The organism is Streptomyces sp. NPDC021012 (genome assembly GCF_044333355.1).
Lineage (GTDB): Bacteria > Actinomycetota > Actinomycetes > Streptomycetales > Streptomycetaceae > Streptomyces.
In genome coordinates, this window is the sequence record NZ_JBIRQU010000004.1 from 197,153 (window position 1) to 216,608 (window position 19,456).

At 71.5% G+C, this 19,456-nt stretch carries 18 protein-coding genes and 1 tRNA gene; 14 read left to right on the plus strand and 5 right to left on the minus strand.

From position 1 onward, the window contains the following. Positions 1-4: 4 nt before the first annotated feature. From ACH4TP_RS15050 to ACH4TP_RS15060, 3 genes are all read right to left on the minus strand, one after another. Positions 5-1,111 (minus strand): glycosyltransferase, encoded by a 1,107-nt coding sequence (locus ACH4TP_RS15050; RefSeq protein WP_389222389.1) that lies wholly within the window; start codon positions 1,109-1,111, stop codon positions 5-7. 62 nt (positions 1,112-1,173) lie between these two features. Further along, positions 1,174-4,044: a CDP-glycerol glycerophosphotransferase family protein gene (locus ACH4TP_RS15055; RefSeq protein ID WP_389221878.1), complete on the minus strand. Its 2,871-nt coding sequence runs from the start codon at positions 4,042-4,044 to the stop codon at positions 1,174-1,176. Positions 4,045-4,421: 377 nt separating this feature from the next. Next, positions 4,422-6,014 (minus strand): hypothetical protein, encoded by a 1,593-nt coding sequence (locus ACH4TP_RS15060; RefSeq protein ID WP_398438040.1) that lies wholly within the window; start codon positions 6,012-6,014, stop codon positions 4,422-4,424. 260 nt (positions 6,015-6,274) lie between these two features. Between ACH4TP_RS15060 and ACH4TP_RS15065 the strand changes: the two genes are divergently transcribed. The 7 genes from ACH4TP_RS15065 (at position 6,275) to ACH4TP_RS15095 (ending at position 13,007) form a co-directional block, all read left to right on the plus strand. Continuing rightward, positions 6,275-7,270: a glycosyltransferase family 2 protein gene (locus ACH4TP_RS15065; protein WP_398438041.1), complete on the plus strand. Its 996-nt coding sequence runs from the start codon at positions 6,275-6,277 to the stop codon at positions 7,268-7,270. After that, positions 7,270-7,821 (plus strand): GtrA family protein, encoded by a 552-nt coding sequence (locus tag ACH4TP_RS15070; RefSeq protein ID WP_398438043.1) that lies wholly within the window; start codon positions 7,270-7,272, stop codon positions 7,819-7,821. Before ACH4TP_RS15065 ends, ACH4TP_RS15070 begins: the two co-directional genes overlap by 1 nt. A 26-nt stretch (positions 7,822-7,847) precedes the next feature. Further along, complete coding sequence (gene proB, locus ACH4TP_RS15075) at positions 7,848-9,020, plus strand: glutamate 5-kinase (protein WP_398438044.1); 1,173 nt, start codon at positions 7,848-7,850, stop codon at positions 9,018-9,020. Between the two features lie 151 nt (positions 9,021-9,171). Beyond that, positions 9,172-9,681, plus strand: coding sequence for a hypothetical protein (locus ACH4TP_RS15080; protein ID WP_389221870.1), 510 nt, complete (start codon positions 9,172-9,174; stop codon positions 9,679-9,681). Between the two features lie 139 nt (positions 9,682-9,820). Beyond that, on the plus strand, positions 9,821-11,104 hold the full coding sequence (locus tag ACH4TP_RS15085; protein ID WP_389221868.1) for a glutamate-5-semialdehyde dehydrogenase: 1,284 nt from the start codon (positions 9,821-9,823) through the stop codon (positions 11,102-11,104). Positions 11,105-11,191: 87 nt separating this feature from the next. Then, positions 11,192-11,776, plus strand: coding sequence for a hypothetical protein (locus ACH4TP_RS15090; RefSeq protein ID WP_398438047.1), 585 nt, complete (start codon positions 11,192-11,194; stop codon positions 11,774-11,776). Positions 11,777-11,921: 145 nt separating this feature from the next. Beyond that, positions 11,922-13,007, plus strand: coding sequence for a hypothetical protein (locus ACH4TP_RS15095; protein WP_389221864.1), 1,086 nt, complete (start codon positions 11,922-11,924; stop codon positions 13,005-13,007). Here ACH4TP_RS15095 and ACH4TP_RS15100 read toward each other — a convergent pair. Further along, on the minus strand, positions 12,992-14,140 hold the full coding sequence (locus ACH4TP_RS15100) for a M48 family metallopeptidase (protein ID WP_389221862.1): 1,149 nt from the start codon (positions 14,138-14,140) through the stop codon (positions 12,992-12,994). The two genes, ACH4TP_RS15095 and ACH4TP_RS15100, sit on opposite strands and share 16 nt — an antisense overlap. A gap of 129 nt (positions 14,141-14,269) precedes the next feature. Between ACH4TP_RS15100 and ACH4TP_RS15105 the strand changes: the two genes are divergently transcribed. From ACH4TP_RS15105 to ACH4TP_RS15135, 7 genes are all read left to right on the plus strand, one after another. Beyond that, the gene (locus ACH4TP_RS15105) at positions 14,270-14,485 is read left to right on the plus strand and encodes a hypothetical protein (protein ID WP_389222401.1); all 216 of its coding nucleotides are present in this window, start codon (positions 14,270-14,272) and stop codon (positions 14,483-14,485) included. An 83-nt stretch (positions 14,486-14,568) separates the two neighbouring features. Then, positions 14,569-14,730 (plus strand): hypothetical protein, encoded by a 162-nt coding sequence (locus tag ACH4TP_RS15110; RefSeq protein ID WP_030684916.1) that lies wholly within the window; start codon positions 14,569-14,571, stop codon positions 14,728-14,730. Between the two features lie 52 nt (positions 14,731-14,782). Beyond that, complete coding sequence (gene nadD, locus ACH4TP_RS15115) at positions 14,783-15,403, plus strand: nicotinate-nucleotide adenylyltransferase (protein WP_388848739.1); 621 nt, start codon at positions 14,783-14,785, stop codon at positions 15,401-15,403. Between the two features lie 19 nt (positions 15,404-15,422). Continuing rightward, complete coding sequence (locus ACH4TP_RS15120) at positions 15,423-17,162, plus strand: LCP family protein (RefSeq protein ID WP_398178590.1); 1,740 nt, start codon at positions 15,423-15,425, stop codon at positions 17,160-17,162. Between the two features lie 84 nt (positions 17,163-17,246). Beyond that, the gene (rsfS, locus tag ACH4TP_RS15125) at positions 17,247-17,711 is read left to right on the plus strand and encodes a ribosome silencing factor (RefSeq protein ID WP_041129201.1); all 465 of its coding nucleotides are present in this window, start codon (positions 17,247-17,249) and stop codon (positions 17,709-17,711) included. Continuing rightward, positions 17,708-18,361 carry a histidine phosphatase family protein gene (locus tag ACH4TP_RS15130; protein ID WP_389222385.1) on the plus strand — a complete coding sequence of 218 codons (654 nt, stop codon included), beginning with the start codon at positions 17,708-17,710 and terminating at the stop codon, positions 18,359-18,361. Before rsfS ends, ACH4TP_RS15130 begins: the two co-directional genes overlap by 4 nt. Positions 18,362-18,456: 95 nt before the next feature. Next, a tRNA-Ala gene (locus ACH4TP_RS15135) sits at positions 18,457-18,529 on the plus strand. Between the two features lie 47 nt (positions 18,530-18,576). On the opposite strand, the gene ACH4TP_RS15140 is transcribed toward ACH4TP_RS15135, so the two are convergent. Next, positions 18,577-19,446: a helix-turn-helix transcriptional regulator gene (locus ACH4TP_RS15140; RefSeq protein ID WP_398438050.1), complete on the minus strand. Its 870-nt coding sequence runs from the start codon at positions 19,444-19,446 to the stop codon at positions 18,577-18,579. Positions 19,447-19,456: the final 10 nt, after the last annotated feature.

The window sequence follows — 19,456 nt, forward strand, 5'->3', positions numbered from 1 at the left end:
ACGATCAGCGCTCCAGGAAGGCGAAGAGCGCCTCCCAGCGGTCGGTGATCTCGTCGGCGGAGTACCGCTTCACGTTCTCGAAGGCGGCGTCGCCCATCCGGTTGCGCAGCTCCTCGTCGGAGATGAGGGAGCTGATGCGGGCGCCGAGCTCGACGGTGTTGCCGAGCCGCGCCAGCAGACCGTCCTCGCCGTCACGGATGATCTCCCGGACACCGGGGGCGCAGTCGAACGCGGCACAGGGCACGCCCGCCGCCATCGCCTCCAGGAGGGTGATCGGGAAGCCCTCGGCGCGGGACGCCTGCGCGAAGACCGAGGCCCCGGAGAGCGCACCGAGCACATCGCTGGTGCGGCCCATCCACTCCACGGACCCCTCGATGCCGAGCGTGGCCGTCCGGGCGAGCAGGGCCTGCTCCTCGTCGCCCGCGCCGTAGATCCGCAGCTTCCAGTCGGGGTGCCGGTCGGCGATCTCGGCCCAGCTGTCGAGCAGCATGTCGACGCCCTTCTCGTGCGAGAGGCGTCCGATCGAGGCGACGACCTTCGCGGTCCGGGGCGCCGGGGCCTCGGGCATGAACGGCAGGGCGTTCGGCATGTGACCGACGTTGTCCATGCCGGCCCGGATCCAGAGGTCCGCGTCGCCCGGGGTCAGGACGAGCATCCGGTCGACGTCCTTGTAGTACCGCTTCACCCGGGCGAGCCGGGAGGAGGCGGCGCTCGCCGCGTACGACTCGTGGCTCATGCCGATGACGACGTGGCCCTTGGTGTCGGCGAGGGAGACCCACTCCATCGCCCACACCTGCGTCACGATGACGACGGCCCCGGGCCGGGCGGCGGCGAACAGCGCCGTCATCCGGTCGGCCCGCTCGCGCATTCCGGCGGCGCGGGCCGTGTGGCGCCGACGCTCCACCGCGTTCAGCTTGCCCTTGAGGCCGCGCAGCGGCTTCACCTGCGGCGGGTGCGCGTCGTACAGCGTGGTGGTGTCGTACGGCAGCGGCTCGGGGAACTCGTGCTGCCGTCCGGCGGGGGCGGGCGTGATGCCGATGACGTGGACCTTGTGGCCCCGGTCGGTGAACTCCCGGGCCATCTGGTGCGTCCAGGTGGTCACACCGCCCATCTCGTCCACGCTGTTGGAGACGAGGAAGATGTCGCGGCCGCCGGACACGGCGGTCTGGTTGGTCACTTACCGCTCCTGGTGAAGAACTTGGCGACGATCTGCCGGGCCGCGTCGCCCCGGTCGTACTCGCTGAACTCCGCGTTGAACCGCCGACGGGCCGTCGCGTACTTGGTGTCGGCCTCGTCCTCGAAGTTGGCGATCACTCCGAAGAGCTCCTCCTCCGTGGCGACGACCGGGCCCGGAGCGTGCTCCTTCAGGTCGAAGTAGGTGCCGCGGTTCTCCGTCGCGTACTCGTCGTAGTCGTACGTGAAGAAGATCATCGGCCGGTCGAGCAGCCCGTAGTCGAACATCACGGACGAGTAGTCGGTGATCAGTCCGTCCGCGAGGGCGAGCAGCGGCGTGATGTCGTGGTGCTGGGACACGTCGACGATCCGGCCGCTGACCGACTCCGGCAGCGTCACGTGGTTCAGGTAGTGCGTCCTGATCAGCAGCGTGTGCGTGTCGCCGAAGCGCTCGGCGAACTCCTCCAGGTCGAAGGGCGGCTTGAAGGCGCGCACCTTGCCGCCCGGGGCGGACCGGAACGTCGGCGCGTACAGCAGCACCTTCTTGTCCGGGTCGAGGCCCAGCTCGGCCGCGAGCGCACCGCGCTCCCGCGCCCCGGTCCCGGCCTCCTCGGAGCGCGCCACGGCGAGCTCGTCGTTGCGCGGGTAGCCGACGGGCAGCAGCACCTCGTCGCGGAGGCGGAAGGCCCGGCCGAGGGTGCGGCGGTCGTGCTCACCGCGGATGAGGAAGTGGTCGAAGCGGTCCAGGGCGCGCTGGAAGGACTCCTGGGCGGCCAGCGGGCGCGCCTTGGAGTTGGGCTCGTCGAAGCCCATCCGCTTGAGGGCGGTGCCGTGCCAGGTCTGGATGTAGGTGGTCCCGGGGCGCTTGGTGAGGCGCAGCGGGAAGCCCTGGTTGTCGATCCAGAACTCGGCCTGGGCCAGCGCCTTCAGGTACTGCCAGCTCCAGCGCCTGACGAGGGTGGCGTCCTTGGGGAAGCCGGCCGGCGTCGCCCCGGCGTACGACCACACGGCCTCGAAGGGGACGCCCTGGCGGCGCATCTCCTCGTAGATCGCCTTGGGGCTGTCGCTGTACTGCTTGCCGAGGTGGCTCTCGAAGACGACGAGGCCCTTGCGGATCGGGAGCTTGCTGTAGAACTCGTGGTAGACGCGCAGCTTCGTCTCGCCCGAGGTCAGGTCCTTCTTCGCCTTCCGCAGGCGGCGCAGGCTGGTCTTCGCCAGCTGCGCGGGGCGCCCCTGCATCGCGCCCTCGATCATCGCCGAGGTGCGGACGGCCGCCTTGCCCTCGGCGGCGAGGACGTACGACAGGTTCCCCTTCTTGGTGATCTCGGGGACGAAGCGGTCCGACACCAGCGTGGTCAGCCGCGGGCGGACCTTGAGGGAACGGGCGTCCTCGAGGGACGCGTCGCCGACGGAGACCCGGGTCCGCAGACGCTGGCCGTCGACGGTGAGTATCACGCGGACGTCCCAGACGGCGTCGATGATGCCGAGCGGACGGACGGTGCCCGCGATGTCCGCGGTGCCCTCCCACTCGATCCACTCGCCGGCGTGGCGGAGGCTCGTCACCGGGATCCGGGCGGCCTTGCCGCTGACGCTCCGGCGGGCCGAGAACTCCAGAACGGCGCTGATCTTCGCGTCCGGGCTGATCCGGCCGAGCGGGTTGACGATGCGTCCGGCCAGCTTCACCACGCCGTCGGTGCTCTCGTACGAGGTGAGGCGGTTGCCGAGGGCGAGGGTGGTGAGCGCCCGGGTGTGGAAGTTGCGAGCGGTGACGTCGAGGATGCTGCGTCCCTGCTCGGTGTCCAGGTGGCGGTCGCACCAGTAGATCTGCTCGTCCAACTCGGCGAGGGGGACGGTGAGGCGGCCCGGGTTGGTGAGCGCCTCGGTGGCCGGGAGCAGGTTCTCCCAGTCCTCCTTGCTCAGCAGGTAGGCGCAGATCGCGTGGATCGGCTGCACTTCCTCGTACGCCTGCGGGTCGATGTCCGCGAGGTAGGCGTTGGCCAGTTCGGCGAACGCGTGGCGGTACTCGTCGTCGGCGCGCGCCAGGTCACGGAAGTGGAGGACCAGGTCGTGCTTGAGGAACTTGATGTCCTTGCGGTACTTGAGCTCGTCGTAGCCCTTGCTCGCGAGCAGCGCGTCCACGCGGCGGTGGATCTCCATGCGGTGCTCGAAGTTGGCGATCTCGTGGCGCCGGTTGCTGATCGACTTGGCGGCGGCGCTCTCCTGCACGTTCCAGTAGTAGACCGTGTTCGGGATGAGCGTGATGCGGTGGGCGGCGACGTAGGCCTGGGCCGAGAAGAGCAGGTCCTCGTAGTGGATGCCGACCGGGAACTCGAGGCCGGCCTCCAGGAGGAACTCCCGGCGGTAGCACTTGTTCGTCGACAGGGTGTCGAAGGTCAGCAGGTCCGACAGCTCGGTGATCGATTCGATCGTCCTGGTCGAGGAGTAGAGCCAGGGGTACCAGGCGGTCTTCTTCTGGTTGCGGCTGTCGAGGTGCACGCGGACGCAGAGGCCGGAGACGATGTCGGAGCCGGTGCTCTGGGCGGCGTCCAGCATGTTGCGGCAGGCGTTGCGCTCGAGCACGTCGTCGCTGTCGAGGAACATGACGTAGTCGCCGGCGCACTGCTGGATGCCGTAGTTGCGGGGCGCGCCGCAGCCGCCGCTGTTCTGCGGCAGCTGGAAGGCCCTCACCCGGTCCGGGTGCGCGGCGGCGAGCGCCTGGGCGACCTCGAAGGTGCTGTCCTTGCTGCAGTCGTCGACGATGACCACTTCGACGGCCTGCAGGGTCTGATCCAGTACCGACTGAACGGCCGTCGGGAGACGCTCTGCGTCGTTGTAGGCGATGACGACCACGGAGACGTCAGGCACTTGCACCTCGATCCACTTGTCTTTCCTCTAGACACACCCAAGCTACCTGGTGTTGTCCACCAGGTCCGACGCCGCTTCGGGCGCGACGGCGGGCCCCGTATCCCGATCGTTACGGGACAGGGAGCGGTTCGGAGGCAACCATCCGCACACGCGAGAGGTCGCCCTTATGGGCGCTCGTTCGGGGGCGGCTGTGCGGACGGCGGCACATGTGGCGAGAACCTACCCCAAAGCTCCTTACTTCCGACCACTCCAAGTGACAGGCATCACAGCCGTCTCAGGGGTGTCCTGAGTCATGGCCGAGACGGTCCGGGGGTGGAGTAGGTCATGACCGGCGGTCCCGGCGTGGCGTAGGTCATGACCGGCGGTCCCGGGGGTGGCGTAGGTCATGGCCGACGCAGCCGGTCCACCCCGTAGTAACGGGCGGCACACTGCGCGACCCAGTCCCGCGCGTACACGGTCGTGAAGAAGGGTTCCGCGAGGCCGCCGATGAGCAGGGGGCGGTACGTCACCTCCGCGCGTCCCGCCGCCGCCTCGGCGCGGATCCCGGAGTCCTGCCGGTCCCAGGCGAGGCTGCGCGCCACCGTGCTCGTGGTCAGCGTCCGCGTCGGGGACACCAGGGCGGCCGTACCCGCGACGGCCACGACCCCCGCGATCCCCGCCGCGAGCGCCGCGAGGGCCGACCGGGCCCCGAGCCGCCGCCCGATCCGGTGGCCGAGCCAGGCCCCGTAACCGCAGAGCGCGACCAGGAACGGCACGAGGAAGCTGGTCCACGCGCGCGCGTACGTCCAGCCGCCCGCTCCGTAACCACCCCGCAGGCCGTACACGGTCACCAGGCTGCCCAGGGCGATCAGGGGCACGGGGAGGACGGCGATCACGAGCAGCGCGCCGCGCGGCGGGCGGGGGGTGGATGGCGGGGCGGATCGCGGGCCGGCGGCCGGGCGGGAGGGGAGGGCCACCGCCAGGCCCAGGAGCACGCCGGCGGCGAGGGCGCCCGCGTACGCCCACTGGCCGCCGATCGTCTCCCAGACGCGGGCCCAGTCGTGGAACGTCGCCCCGATCTCCGACAGGGACAGCGGGCGCTTCGGCTGCTGGGCGCGCCGCCAGCGGGCCCCGGGCGACACGAAGAGCACCACCGAACCGATGACGAGGCCCAGGCACCAGGCGGCGCACCACGTCGAGGCGAAGCGGTCGTGGCCGAGGCGCAGCCGGGGGAGGCAGAGCACGGCGGCCGTCGCGGCGAGCAGCCCGGACATGGCGACGAAGGGTTCGCTGAGGGTGCCGGCCGCCGCGCCGAGCAGGACCGCCGAGCCGACGGCGACGGACCGGGCCCAGGGACGGTGGCTGCGGGCCGCCCACACCCCCGAGAGGGCGGCCCAGACGCCGAGGACGCTCGGGAGCGTGTGGGAGAGGGTGGCCGGCGCCCAGAGCAGCACCTGGTACGAGCGGGTCCCCGCGAGGAACAGCAGCGCTTCGAGCACCAGGACCGCCGTCGCGGTCGCGACCACCGGGAACGGCAGGCGCAGGGCGCGCAGCGCCTCCCGGGCGAGGAGGAGCAGCCCCGCGCCGAGCGTGACGATCAGGAAGGCGGGCAGCAGCTTCGGCCCCCGCATGTCGTCGGAGTAGAGGAGGCCGGTGAGGAAGGCGTTGGTGACGCGCCCGTTCTGGGTGCGGTAGAAGTCCGAGGTGATCCCCAGGGGGCCCATGTCGCGCGCCTTCCAGAGGGCGCACCAGTCGTCCGAGGTGGGGCGCACGTAGACGCCGAGGAAGGCGCCGACGGAGAGCAGCGCCCCGGCGCCGGCGGCGACGACGAGCGCGATCCGGGGCAGCAGCCGCCTGAGGGCGTCCGGGAGCCCGTCCGGCGTGTCCGCCGCGCCCCCCGTCCCCTCGGCGCCTCCCGTGTCCTCGCCGTCCTGCCCGTCCCGCCCGCCGTTCCCCCCGTGCGCGTCATCGTGCTCCGTGATGGTCGTCCCGCTCACCGGTCATCGCTCCAACTGGCCGAGTTTCGTGGCATGTCGCCCCTACGGGTGATAAATGGGCGAAAACGCCACGTACACCAATATCTTCCTCACATGCTTTGCCCCGTGGACGACATGCCGACCGGGGGCGGTCACTCGCGCGACGCCGGGCGGTCACCGCCGCGCCGTACCGTGGCCGCGCTGCTCGAAGGAGAGTCCGGTGGCGGTCCTTCCAGTCCCTCAGGACGCAAACTCGCCCATCCCTCTGGAGTGACCGTTCCATGACCAGGCTTTCCGTCGTCGTCCCCTGCTTCAACGAGGAGGACGTCATCGAGCGGTTCGACACGCGAATGCGACACGTGCTCGACGCACTCCCGGTCGGGTACGAGATCTGCTACGTCGACGACGGAAGCTCCGACGGAACCCTGGGCAAACTGCGCGAGATCGCCGCCCGGCACCCGCAGCACACCCAGTACGCCTCCTTCAGCCGCAACTTCGGCAAGGAGGCCGCCATGCTCGCCGGCCTGCGCAAATCCACCGGCGACGCCGTGGTCATCATGGACGCCGACCTCCAGCACCCGCCCGAGCTCCTCGCGCGCATGATCGACCTCTACCACCAGGGCCACGACCAGGTGATGGCGCGGCGCACCCGCGAAGGCGACAAGAAGGTCCGTACGGCGCTCAGCCATGTGTACTACCGGGCCGTCAACCGCTGGGTCGACGTCGAACTCACGGACGGGGTAGGCGACTTCCGGCTGCTCTCCCGCCCCGCCGTCGACGCCCTCCTCTCGCTGCCCGAGTACAACCGCTTCTCCAAGGGCCTCTTCTCCTGGATCGGCTTCGACACCGTCACCTTCGACTACCAGAACGCCGCGCGCGAGGGCGGCGAGACGAAGTGGAAGTTCAGCTCCCTGCTCAACTACGGCATGGACGGGCTGATCTCCTTCAACAACCGCCCGCTGCGCATCGCCCTCTGGCTCGGCATGATGCTCACCGGCCTCGCCGCCCTCTACGCGGTGTGGGTGACCGTCGCCGCGATCACCAACGGCGTCACCGCTCCCGGTTACGTCACCCTGGTCGCGATCATCGTGGGGCTCGGGGGAGTCCAGATGGTGATGCTGGGACTGATCGGCGAGTACATCGGCCGCATCTACTACGAGACCAAGCGCCGCCCGCACTTCCTCGTCAAGGAGACCCACCGCTCCTTCGGCCGCGCGGCCGCCGAGCGCGCCGCCGCCGAACGCATCCGCATCGTGACCGCCGAGCGGGAGCGCTGATGGGCCCGGAGGGCGCGGGAGACGTGCGGGGCGGTCGGCGGGCGCGGTTCGCCGAGATCTTCCGCTTCGCCCTGGTCGGCGGCGTCAACACCGGGACCTTCTTCGGCTGTTACCTGCTCCTGCACCCGTGGATGCCCTACTTCGCCGCGTACTCCCTCGCCTTCCTCCTCAGCATGATCGGCTCCTTCTTCCTCAACACCTACTTCACCTACCGCACCCGGCCGACGTGGAAGAAGTTCGCCCTCTTCCCGCTCACCAACGTCACCAACTACCTGGTGCAGAGCGTCGGTCTCTACGCGCTCGTCACCTGGGCCGGAATGGACGACAGGATCGCGCCACTCGTCGCGGCCGTCGTCGCGATCCCGTTCACCTACCTCATCTCCCAGCGGATCCTGGTGCCCCGCGGCACCGACCGGTCCTCCGCCGCTCCTGATCCGACCGGCCCGACAGGCCCGACCGGTCAGGCCGGTGCGACCGGTCCGACAGGTCAGGCCGGTGCGACCGGTCCAGGGAGCGAAACGGACGAGCGGCGCCCCTCCCGGCTCGCGTAGATTGCCTGGCAGCCGCGGCGGGGAGCATGCGGCGCTCAGCACAGCCGAGTGAGGACGACGCAGTGACCGGAGAGACGGACGTGGCAAGGCAGTACGTGACGGAGGCCCGCAGGATCGTCGTCAAGGTCGGCTCCTCCTCGCTCACCACCGCCTCCGGAGGCCTCGACGCCGACCGCGTCGACGCCCTCGTCGACGTGCTCGCCAAGGTCCGCAGCGGCGGCGAGAAGGAGATCGTCCTCGTCTCCTCCGGCGCCATCGCCGCGGGACTCGCCCCGCTCGGCCTCGCCCGCCGCCCCAAGGACCTCGCCCGCCAGCAGGCCGCCGCCAGCGTCGGCCAGGGCCTCCTCGTCGCCCGCTACACCGCCTCCTTCGCCCGCTACGGCGTCCGCGTCGGCCAGGTCCTCCTCACCACCGACGACACCAGCCGGCGCGCCCACTACCGCAACGCGTACCGCACCCTGGACCAGCTCCTCGCCATGGGCGCGCTGCCCGTCGTCAACGAGAACGACACCGTCGCCACGGACGAGATCCGCTTCGGCGACAACGACCGGCTCGCCGCCCTCGTCGCCCACCTCGTCCGCGCCGACCTGCTCGTCCTGCTCTCCGACGTCGACGGGCTCTACGACGGAGACCCGTCCAAGCCCGGCACCTCCCGGATCGCGCAGGTCGCGGGACCCGAGGACATCGCCCACGTCGAGATCGGCTCCGCCGGCAAGGCGGGCGTCGGCACCGGCGGCATGGTCACCAAGGTCGAGGCCGCCCGGATCGCCGCCGCCGCGGGCATCCCCGTGGTCCTCACCTCCGCGAGCCGCGCCGCCGACGCCCTCGCCGGCCGGGACACCGGCACCTACTTCCACCGCACCGGCCGCCGCTCCGCCGACCGGCTGCTCTGGCTCGCCCACGCCTCCACCCCGCAGGGTCACCTCAGCCTCGACGACGGAGCCGTACGAGCCGTCGTCGAGGGCAAGAAGTCCCTGCTCGCGGCCGGTGTCGCGGCCGTCGAGGGCGACTTCGTGGCAGGCGACCCCGTCGAGCTCCGCGACGCCTCCGGCCGGGCCGTCGCCCGCGGCCTCGTCAACTTCGACGCCAAGGAACTGCCCCGGATGCTCGGCCGCTCCACCCACGAGCTCGCCAGGGAACTCGGACCCGAGTACGAGCGCGAGGTCGTCCACCGCGACGACCTGGTCGTCATCCGCTGACGCGGCCGACGCCGAAACGGCTGAAAGTCTGGCCATCCGGAAGGGACGTTTACCAAAACCGCCCCATGTCCCGCCTCGGACTGGTCAACTTTCTCTCGGGGGTAAGACAAGGCGGGGTACAGCACCACACGCATCACACAGGAGGCCGCCGGTGAGACGAGCGCGCCCAGGGGCACCGCCCCGCGGGACTGCCGAACGCGCCCTGACCAGTGTCGAGGCCGGAGCCGACTTCGACGAGGCACGGGACAGGTCAGACAGGTCGGACCTGTCCACGGACAGGAAGACCGAGACCACCACCGAGACACGTGAGGAGCGGCCGGTGTCCAAGCTCTGGCACATCACTCTCAGCGTGTCGGGCGTGGAGTCACCGCTGAAGGAGGTACGACGCGGGCTGGAACAGCTGGCCCACGACCACCCCTTCCTGCTGACCAGTCGCTACGCCAACGACCACGCCGAGATCCGGTACTGGGAGGAGGCCCGCGACCTGCACGACGCGGCGGCCGTGGCCCTGCGCCTGTGGGGCGAGCACCGGCAGACCGCCAAGCTGCCGCCCTGGGAGATCGTGGGCCTCGAGGTCATCGACCGCGAGACCTACCACCAGCGGATCGCGGAGGGCTACGGCCCGCCGCCCGCCGCCCCGGTCGGCGTCCACCCGTACTGAGCAGGCGCCCACCCGCACCGACGGCCGGATCCCCGCCCGAGGGCACGTCCCGGGGTCGGGCCGGATCCCCGCGCGGGATTACGTCTCGGAGTGCGGGATACGTGAGGGATGTCCGCAGGGGTGCCAGTACCCTGCGGGCATGACCTCGCTCACGCCCCTCGACAACCTCTCCCCGGTCACCCGGGCCGCCTACCGGGCCCGTGGCGCCGCCGCCGAAATCGCGCCACTCCCGCGCGCGGCCAAGGACGACGCGCTCCTCGCGATCGCGGACGCCCTCGAAGTCCGCACCGCCGAGATCGTCGAAGCCAACGCCGTGGACATCGCCAAGGCCCGCGAAGCCGGGACCAGCGAGGCCATCATCGACCGCCTGACCCTCACCCCCGAGCGCGTCCGGGCCATCGCCGCCGACGTCCGGTCCGTCGCCGCGCTGCCCGACCCCGTCGGCGAGGTCGTCCGTGGCCAGACCCTCCCCAACGGCATCGACCTGCGCCAGATCCGCGTCCCGCTCGGCGTCGTCGGCATCATCTACGAGGCCCGCCCCAACGTCACGGTCGACGCCGCCGCCCTCTGCCTCAAGTCCGGCAACGCCGTCCTGCTCCGCGGCTCCTCCTCCGCGTACGCCTCCAACACCGCCCTGGTGACCGTCCTGCGCGACGCCGTCGGCGGCGCCGGGCTGCCCGCCGACGCGATCCAGCTCGTCCCCGGCGAGTCCCGCGAATCGGTCCGCGAGCTGATGCGCGCCCGCGGCCTCGTCGACGTCCTCATCCCGCGCGGCGGCGCCTCCCTGATCAAGACCGTCGTCGAGGAGTCCACCGTCCCGGTCATCGAGACCGGCACCGGCAACTGCCACGTCTACGTCGACGCCCAGACCGACCTCGACATGGCCGTCGACATCCTGATCAACTCCAAGGCCCAGCGGGTCAGCGTCTGCAACTCCGCCGAGACCCTCCTCGTCCACCGGGACGTCGCCGAGGCCTTCCTGCCCAAGGCCCTCGCCGCCCTCGCCGAGGCCGGCGTCACCGTCCACGCCGACGAGCGGGTCCTCGCCCTCGCCGAGGGCTCCAAGGCCACCGTCGTCCCGGCCACGCCCGAGGACTGGGAGACCGAGTACCTCTCGTACGACATCGCCGCCGCCGTCGTCGACTCCCTCGACAAGGCCGTCGAGCACATCCGGATGTGGTCCTCCGGCCACACCGAGGCGATCGTCACCACCTCGCAGGCCGCGGCCCGTCGTTTCACCCAGCTGGTCGACTCCACCACGGTCGCCGTGAACGCCTCCACCCGCTTCACGGACGGCGGAGAGTTCGGCTTCGGCGCGGAGATCGGCATCTCCACCCAGAAGCTCCACGCCCGGGGCCCGATGGGCCTTCCCGAGCTGACCTCGACCAAGTACATCGTCACCGGTGACGGTCACGTGCGCTAACACCTCCTTATCGGTACGGGGAGGGACGGGCGGGGAGGCTTCGCACTCTCCCTGCCCAAAACCACCTTCCGGGTCTACTCTGAATCCGTGCCGGACGACGTGGGGGGCAAGCCGTTCCAGGACGGCGGGGACCCCGAGGAATCTGTCGACCGCGGAGGCGCCGACGAGGTTTACGCCGACGTGGTCTTCGACGAGGACTTCGTCAGGGCCGCCACCATCCACGAGCCCACCGCGGTCGAGCGGCTCCTCGCCGCCGCCCAGGCCCGTGCCGAGGCGGAGGCGGCCCGCGCCCGAGCCGGCGGCGGATCCGTCGAGGACGACCCCTACGAGGACGGCCACGACCCCGTCGGCCTCACCTACGAGCCCGACGACATCGGCGACGACGCCAGCCCCTACGGCCGCCACGGCGGGGCCCTGCGCCCCTACCGGGGCCGGGCCCGCTGGCTCCGGCCCGTCGCCTGGGTCCTCGCCCTCGTCATGGGCGTCGGCATGGTCGCCCTCGCCTTCAGCGCCGTCTACCGGGGCGCGGCCGCCAACCACGAGGACCAGGTCCCGCCGCCGGCCTCCACCGGCGTCGACACACCGAACCCGAACCCGGCCCCACCGGCCGTCCAGGCCCCCGCGGCCGGGTCGGTGACCGGGGCGGCGGCGGGGGCGGCGTCACCCCGTTAGGCGCCCCGCCGGGAGCCCCGTCGCAGGGTCGGCACCGCCCCTGCGGGAGGCCCGTGCGCCCCCGCACACCCTGACGGCGGAATTCTTCCGAACTTGTCGTGTACCTGGGCGTTTACCGAAGCCCCCGCAGACCTACCCTGAAGGTATGGCAGGGCGTGGCGACCCGCCTGAGGGGACACCCGAGGGGCTCCCCGGCGGTGGTGAGGACGAATACCGATCCGTCGTCTTCGACGAGGCGTTCATCCGGGCTGCCCACCTCCAGGAGTTCTCGGCCCGGGAGCGGATGGGGGAGCACGCCCTGGCCGTCCGCAGCCGCTCCTCCTGGGAGAGCCGCAGCGGCTCCCGCCAGGCGCTCCTGCTCGTGCTGCTGATCCTCCTCGCCTTCGGTACCGCCATCTATCTGGGCGTGCGCAATCCGTACCAGCCCCCCGTCGACCAGCGGGCCGAGCCGCTGCGGACCACCGTGGTCCCGCTCGCTCCCGAGGGCCGCGTCCCGGGCGGCACGCCCACCCAGCTCTTCGCCCACAGTCCCGCCGCCGAGTACCGCACCGGGGCCGCCGGCATCAACCTGCCCGTCGCCGGGCGCACCACCAACTTCGCCGAGAGCCAGGTCGTCGCCGGACTCAACATCGCCAAGGAGTACCTGGTGGCCTCCTCCCTGGAGCCCGACGTCCTGTCCGGGGCGACCGTCCGGCCCGCGCGCCTGCTGATCGACCCGGACCAGCTGGAACAGTTCGACCAGAGCGTGGTGGCCCCCGCCGACGACGGCCGGCACGCCCTCGCGGGCTGGCTCGTCCGCTTCGACCCCCGGCAGGTGGCCCTCGCGGAGCCCGCCGCCCGCGTGCAGGGCACCCTCCGCTTCGAGGAGGTCGGTCCCGACACGCTGGACGTCACCGCGGACCACACGTACACCTACGCCCTCCGCCCGGCCGTCCAGGGCGCGGGACCGGCTGCCGCGGCGTCCCTCTTCACGGTCCACCGCGTGGTGCACTTCCGCTTCGACCGCGAGGACCTGCGCCTGCACCGCGCCGAGCTGCTGACCAGCACCGTGGAGGCCGGCCCCCAGGCCTGCGGCGCCGACACCACCGGCTCCCTGAAGCCGCTCCTGGCGGGAGCGCGGGCCTCCGACGCGGGCGTCGGTCCGGTGGCCACCGACCCGTACGCCACCGCCCGGCCCGCCGCCCCCGCACTGTGCGGAGTGCTGGCGCCGAGCGCTCAGCCCTCTCTCTGACCGTCCCCGGCACTGCTGCCCGGCCCGTCGTCGGCCTGGCCGCTCCCGGTCCGGCCTTCGGCGCCCTTGCCGTCGCCGGCCGGGCCGCCGTCCGCCTTCTGGCCGCCCCCGAAGCGGTTGCGCAGCCGTCCGCCCAGGTCGCCCGCCAGGTCACCGGCGCCGCCGGCTATGTCCCCGACCAGCTTCAGCAGCGGATCCTTGCTGGTCCGCACCGTGTCGGCGTAGTGCCCGGCGGACTCGCGGAAGGAGTCCGTGACCGAGGTGTCCTTGTCCTCCGAGCGCTTCGGGTAGTGCCCGTCCATGATCCGCTGGAAGTCGCGGCTCTCCGACCACTTCTTCAGCTCCGCCGCCCGGACGGTGGTGAAGGGGTGCGAGCGCGGCAGCACGTTCAGGATCTTCAGGACCGAGTCCCGCAGGTCCCCGGCCTTCTCGTACTCGTCGGCCTGGGCGAGGAACGCGTCCACGTTCATCTCGTGCAGGTGGTTGCCGCCGGCGATCTTCATCAGGCCGCGCATCGAGGCCCGCACGTCCTGGCCGACGAGGAGTCCGGCCCGGTCGGCGGAGAGCTCGGACTTGCGGAACCACTCGCGCAGCCCGGTGACGATGGCCGTGACCGCGACCGTCCCCAGCGGGATCCAGGCGATCTTGAGCGCGAGGCTGGTGAGGAACAGCAGGACCGTGCGGTAGACGGAGTGCCCGGACAGGGCGTGCCCCACCTCGTGGCCGACGACCGCCCGCATCTCCTCCTCGTCGAGGAGCTCCACCAGACCGGTGGTGAGCACGATGATCGGCTCGTCCAGGCCGATGCACATCGCGTTGGGCTTCGGGTCCTGGACGACGTACATCGGCGGGACCTTCTCCAGGTCCAGGATGTAACAGGCGTCCCTCAGCATGTCGTTGAGGTGGCTGAACTGCGCGTCGCTCACCCGGACGGAGTCCGAGAGGTAGAGGAGTCGCAGGCTGCGCTCCGGCAGCAGCCCGCTGAGCGCCTTGAAGGCCGTGTCGAAGCCGCTGAGCTTCCGCAGCGCCACCAGGGCCGAGCGGTCGGCCGGATGCTCGTAGGCCCGCGAGGAGATGCCGGGGAACCGCTTCCGCTTCCTGCTCGGCACGCTCCCCTGGTCGTTCTCGGTCATGGATGCCCCCTGTTCGTACGAGTCGGTGCTCGTCCCCCTGACTGACCCCAGACTAGGCGCTGGCGCTACCGTGTGCCGGGGCCCTGTGGATAACTGGGGCGCCGAGGACGACCGAAGGGCACGACCGACATGCCGGACACCGCCGACGCCGCAGCCGCGCTGCTCGCGGCCACCGCACAGCAGGGACCGGGCGACACGCTCCGGATCCTGCTGCTCGTCTCGATGGTGGGCGGCGCCCTGCTCGCCTGGTTCCTGCTGCGCGGGTACCGCAGCGGCGACACGGCCGGCGACGAGACGGCCGCCGACCGTACGGACACCGACACGGGCCGCGACGCCAACGCCTGAGTCGGCGTGAGCGCGCCGCGACCGCCCGCATACGATGTGCGCGAAGTCTCCGCTCCCATCCCCGATCGATAGGTCTGCCGAAGATGAGCCTCCACAGCACCGCCGCCCACCTGGTCACCCTCGCCGAGGGCGCCGAGCACGGCGGCAACCACGAAAGCCTCAGCCCCTACCTCACCGGCTTCGGTGCCTTCGGCACCCTGCTTCTGCTGCTGTGGATCACCACCCGCTTCAACCGCGACCGCTGAACCGGAGACCGCTGATCAGGCGTCCGCCGCCGTGCCAGTAGGCTCTGCACGCATGGGAGAGCAGGAAGTGCCTACTGGCGGGCGCGGGAAGCGCCGACTCGGCGTGATGGGCGGAACCTTCGACCCGATCCACCACGGACACCTGGTGGCGGCCAGCGAGGTCGCCGCCCTGTTCCACCTGGACGAGGTGGTGTTCGTACCGACCGGGGAGCCGTGGCAGAAGAGCCACAAGGCCGTCTCGTCGCCCGAGGACCGCTATCTGATGACGGTCATCGCCACGGCGTCCAACCCGCAGTTCTCCGTGAGCCGGATCGACATCGACCGCGGCGGCGCGACCTACACCATCGACACCCTGCGGGACCTGCGGTCTCTCAACAGCGACTCGGACCTGTTCTTCATCACCGGGGCCGACGCGCTGTCGCAGATCCTCACCTGGCGCGACGCCGAGGAGCTCTTCTCGCTCGCCCACTTCATCGGCGTCACCCGGCCGGGCCACGACCTCACCGACGACGGACTGCCCAAGGGCGGGGTCTCGCTCGTCGAGGTGCCCGCGCTCGCCATCTCCTCCACCGACTGCAGGGCGAGGGTCGCGCAGGGCGATCCCGTCTGGTACCTGGTCCCGGACGGCGTGGTGCGCTACATCGACAAGCGCCAGTTGTACCGCGGCGAGTGAGCTTCGGGGAGGGGCACCGGTGAACGATCAGCAGCACCCGTACGACCCGTACTATCCGCAGCCGCAGATCATCGGCTACGACGCGTACGGGCAGCCGGTGTACCAGCAGCCGCAGGCGCAGCAGCAGCCCGCGCAGCACTACGACCCCTACGGCGGACAGCAGCAGCCGCAGCAGGCCTACGGCTACGACCCGTACGCCCAGCAGCCGCAGGCCCAGGAACCGGTCCAGCCCCCGCAGTACGACCCGTACGGGCAGCAGGGCTACGCCGCCTACCCGTCCTACGACACCGGACAGCAGTGGGCCGCCCAGGCCGAGCCCGCTCCCGCTCCTGCCCCCGCCCCCGTCCAGGCGGCGCCGGTGGCCCCCGCGGCGCCGGCCGCCCCGGTCGCGGCGCCGGCCGGAGTGCCCGGCCAGCGCCCCGCGTCCGAGCGCCCCGGGTCCGAGGGCCTCGGGTCCGAGCGGTCCGCCACGGTCCGGCCGGACGAGGACGACCGCGCGTACCGCACCGAACAGTTCTCGTTCATCGAGGAGCCCGACGAGGACTCCGAGGACGTCATCGACTGGCTCAAGTTCACCGAGAGCCGCTCGGAGCGGCGCGAGGAGGCCAGGCGGCGCGGCCGCAACCGGATCGTCGCGCTCGTCGTCGTCCTCGTGCTCGCCGTCGCCGGCGGCGTCGGCTACCTCTGGTCCGCGGGCCTGCTCCCCGGCTCGTCCGACCCGGAGCAGAAGGGCGGGAACACGGCGACCGGCCCGCAGCAGCGCGACACGATCGTCGTGCACCTCCACGACCTCAAGAACGGCACCACCTCCACCGCCCTGCTCGTGGACAACACGACCACCCGCCAGGGCACCACGGTCCTCCTCCCCAACTCCGTCGTCGTCGCCGACGCCGAGGGCTCCGCGACCACCCTGGGGAAGTCCGTCGAGGACGACGGCTCCAGCGGCACCCGGGAGGCGATCGGCAACCTGCTCGGCACGGAGATCGCCGGCACCTGGCGGCTGGACACCCCCTACCTGGAGAACCTCGTCGAGTCCGTCAGCGGCATCGAGATCGACACCGACACGACGGTGCCCGACACCAAGAAGGGCGCCGAGCCGCTGGTCAGGCAGGGCGAGAAGCAGACGCTGAACGGCCGCGCCGCCGTCGCCTACGCCACCTACCGGGCCTCCGGCGAGGCCGAGGCCAAGCAGCTCCAGCGCTTCGGCCAGGTCATGTACGGGGTGCTGCGCAAGATCTCCAGCGATCCCGAGGCGGCCACGGTCACCATCGAGACCCTGCAGCAGATCCTCGACCCCTCGCTGCCGGAGAAGGACCTCGGCGCCTCCCTGGCCAAGCTCTCCGAGCACGCCAAGGTCGGCGACTACAAGACGGCCCTGCTCCCGGTGGGGCAGGACGGCGCGCTGACCGAGGGCGCGAGCGACAGTGTGGTGAAGGACATCCTGGGCGGCAAGGTCACCGCCCCCGAGGCGGGCGAGGTGCCCCGGGTCTCGGTGCGGGACGGTTCCGGCAAGAAGGCGGCCGAGGCGGCCCGGGTCGCCCTGGCCAACGGCGGCTACGCCTTCGTGGGCGGCGCCGACGCGCCGAGCCGGGAGGAATCGCAGGTCCTCTACGGCGACGACAGCCAGAAGGCGACGGCGGTCGAGGTGGCCAGGACGCTGGGGCTGCCCGCCGGCTCGGTCGCGAAGGGCAAGCCCTCGGGAACCATCGCGGTCACCGTGATCCTGGGCCGGGACTACAAGGCCCGGACGACCCCGTAAGGGGCGCCCGGGAAAACGCCGACGGGGCCGTCGGCGGTCCGTGAGACCCTGGAGGGGTACTGGACCGCCGACGAAAGCCTGCTTGTGACCGCCACGGACCGTTCCATCGAGCTCGTCAAGACCGCCGCCCAGGCGGCCGCCGACCGGCTCGCGCACGACATCATCGCGTACGACGTCAGCGACGTGCTGTCGATCACCGACGCCTTCCTGCTCGCCTCCGCGCCCAACGACCGCCAGGTCAAGTCGATCGTCGACGAGATCGAGGAGCGGCTGCAGAAGGAGCTCGGCGCCAAGCCGGTCCGCCGTGAGGGCGACCGCGACGCGCGCTGGATCCTCCTGGACTACGTCGACATCGTCGTCCACGTCCAGCACAGCGAGGAGCGGGTCTTCTACGCCCTGGAGCGGCTGTGGAAGGACTGCCCCGAGCTCGACCTGCCCGAGGACGCCCTGAAGACCCGCGGCAAGGCCGCCGAGCACGCCGCGCTGACCGGCGCCGACATCGAGGCCGGCTCCGGCCTTCCCGAGGGACCGGACGGTGAGCTGAGCTGAGCACCACCAAGGGCGGCAGCGGCCGCCGTATCGTCCTCTGGCGCCACGGACAGACCTCCTGGAACCTGGAGCGCCGCTTCCAGGGCTCGACCGACATCGAGCTGACGGAGACCGGCGTCGCCCAGGCCCGCCGGGCCGCACGGCTGCTCGCCGCGCTCAAGCCGGACGCCATCGTGGCCTCCGACCTGAAGCGGGCGGCGGCCACCGCCGCCGAGCTCGCCGCGCTCACCGGCCACGCCGTCGCCCACGACGCCGCCCTGCGCGAGACGTACGCGGGGGAGTGGCAGGGCCTGACCCACGACGAGATCGTCGCGCGGTACGGCGAGCAGTACGCCGCCTGGAAGCGCGGCGAGCCCGTGCGCCGGGGCGGCGGCGAACTCGAGACCGAGGTGGCCGACCGGGCCGCCCCGGTGGTCCTGGAGCACGCCGACAAGCTCCCCGAGGACGGCACGCTCGTCGTGGTCAGCCACGGCGGCACCATCCGCACCACCATCGGCCGGCTCCTGGGCCTGGAGGCCCGGCACTGGGAGAGCCTGGGCGGGCTCTCCAACTGCTGCTGGTCGGTGCTCGGCGAGGGCGCCCGCGGCTGGCGTCTGATGGAGCACAACGCGGGGACGCTTCCCGAGCCGGTCCTCGGCGACGACGACTGAGCCCCACGACCGGCCTGCCGGACCCGGATTTCACTTTCCGGCAGGTCACAGGCTAGAGTTCTTCTTGTTCGCAGCGCGGAGCGCGAAGAACACGAGGGGCTATAGCTCAGTTGGTAGAGCGCCTGCATGGCATGCAGGAGGTCAGGAGTTCAATTCTCCTTAGCTCCACAGTCACCGAATCCCGTCCCCACCAGGGGGCGGGATTCGTCGTTCCGTCACCCCTTCGCCCTGCGGAGGGTCTCGATCCCCTGGCGGCTCTCCTCGTCGCTCGGCGTGTACGTCACGATCCGGCACTCCGGCATCCCGTTGACCGAGAGGGAGACCGAGGTCAGCCGGATCTCGCCCACCAGATCGTGCCGGAAGGTCTTCACCCGCGTCCCCGGGGGCACCACGTCACCACTGCGCCAGAGCCGGGCGAACTCCGGGCTGGCGTCCGCCAGACGCCGTACGAACTCCTCCCAGTCGGGCTCGCCCACATGACGGCCGTACGCACCCCGCAGCTGGGCCACCATCAGCGGCAGCTCCCGCTTCCGGTCGACCACCGGGCACTTGGGCCCCGGCACGCTGAAGAGCGCCCACAGCACGTTGCGTATGCCGAACGGGCCGGTGTCCAGGCCCGGTCCGTCCTGCATCAGGAGCCGCTCGTACAGGACGTTGGTCGCGAGCACGTCGTACCGCGCGTTGTAGAGCACCGCCGGGAGCGGGTCCAGGGCGTCGAGGATCCCCTGGATCTCCTGGCTGACCTCCGGGACGTCCGCGGCGGACCGGTCGGGGGCGTACGGCACTTCGGCCAGGTGGTAGAGGTGCTCGCGCTCCGGCCGGTCGAGCCGGAGGGTGCGGGCCACCGCGTCGAGGACCTGCGCGGAGGCGTTGATCGGGCGGCCCTGCTCCAGCCAGGTGTACCAGGTGACACCGACACCGGAGAGCTGGGCGACCTCCTCGCGGCGCAGCCCCGGCGTGCGCCGACGGAGCCCCGGCGGCATGCCCACGTCCTCCGGGGTCACCCTGGCCCGGCGGCTGCGCAGGAACGCGGCCAGTTCCGGTCGTCGCCGACGCTGCGTCGGTAGTGCTGCCACGATCGTCACGCCCCCATGG

Excerpts from the sequence above, each read along its gene's own strand:
- ACH4TP_RS15095 (WP_389221864.1), top strand. The coding sequence starts at position 11,922 with ATGGCAGGGCGTGGCGACCCGCCTGAGGGGACACCCGAGGGGCTCCCC.
- ACH4TP_RS15100 (WP_389221862.1), bottom strand. The coding sequence starts at position 14,140 with ATGACCGAGAACGACCAGGGGAGCGTGCCGAGCAGGAAGCGGAAGCGG.
- ACH4TP_RS15050 (WP_389222389.1), bottom strand. The coding sequence starts at position 1,111 with ATGGGCGGTGTGACCACCTGGACGCACCAGATGGCCCGGGAGTTCACC.
- nadD (WP_388848739.1), top strand. The coding sequence starts at position 14,783 with ATGGGAGAGCAGGAAGTGCCTACTGGCGGGCGCGGGAAGCGCCGACTC.
- ACH4TP_RS15070 (WP_398438043.1), top strand. The coding sequence starts at position 7,270 with ATGGGCCCGGAGGGCGCGGGAGACGTGCGGGGCGGTCGGCGGGCGCGG.
- ACH4TP_RS15110 (WP_030684916.1), top strand. The coding sequence starts at position 14,569 with ATGAGCCTCCACAGCACCGCCGCCCACCTGGTCACCCTCGCCGAGGGC.
- ACH4TP_RS15085 (WP_389221868.1), top strand. The coding sequence starts at position 9,821 with ATGACCTCGCTCACGCCCCTCGACAACCTCTCCCCGGTCACCCGGGCC.
- proB (WP_398438044.1), top strand. The coding sequence starts at position 7,848 with ATGCGGCGCTCAGCACAGCCGAGTGAGGACGACGCAGTGACCGGAGAG.
- ACH4TP_RS15105 (WP_389222401.1), top strand. The coding sequence starts at position 14,270 with ATGCCGGACACCGCCGACGCCGCAGCCGCGCTGCTCGCGGCCACCGCA.
- ACH4TP_RS15065 (WP_398438041.1), top strand. The coding sequence starts at position 6,275 with ATGACCAGGCTTTCCGTCGTCGTCCCCTGCTTCAACGAGGAGGACGTC.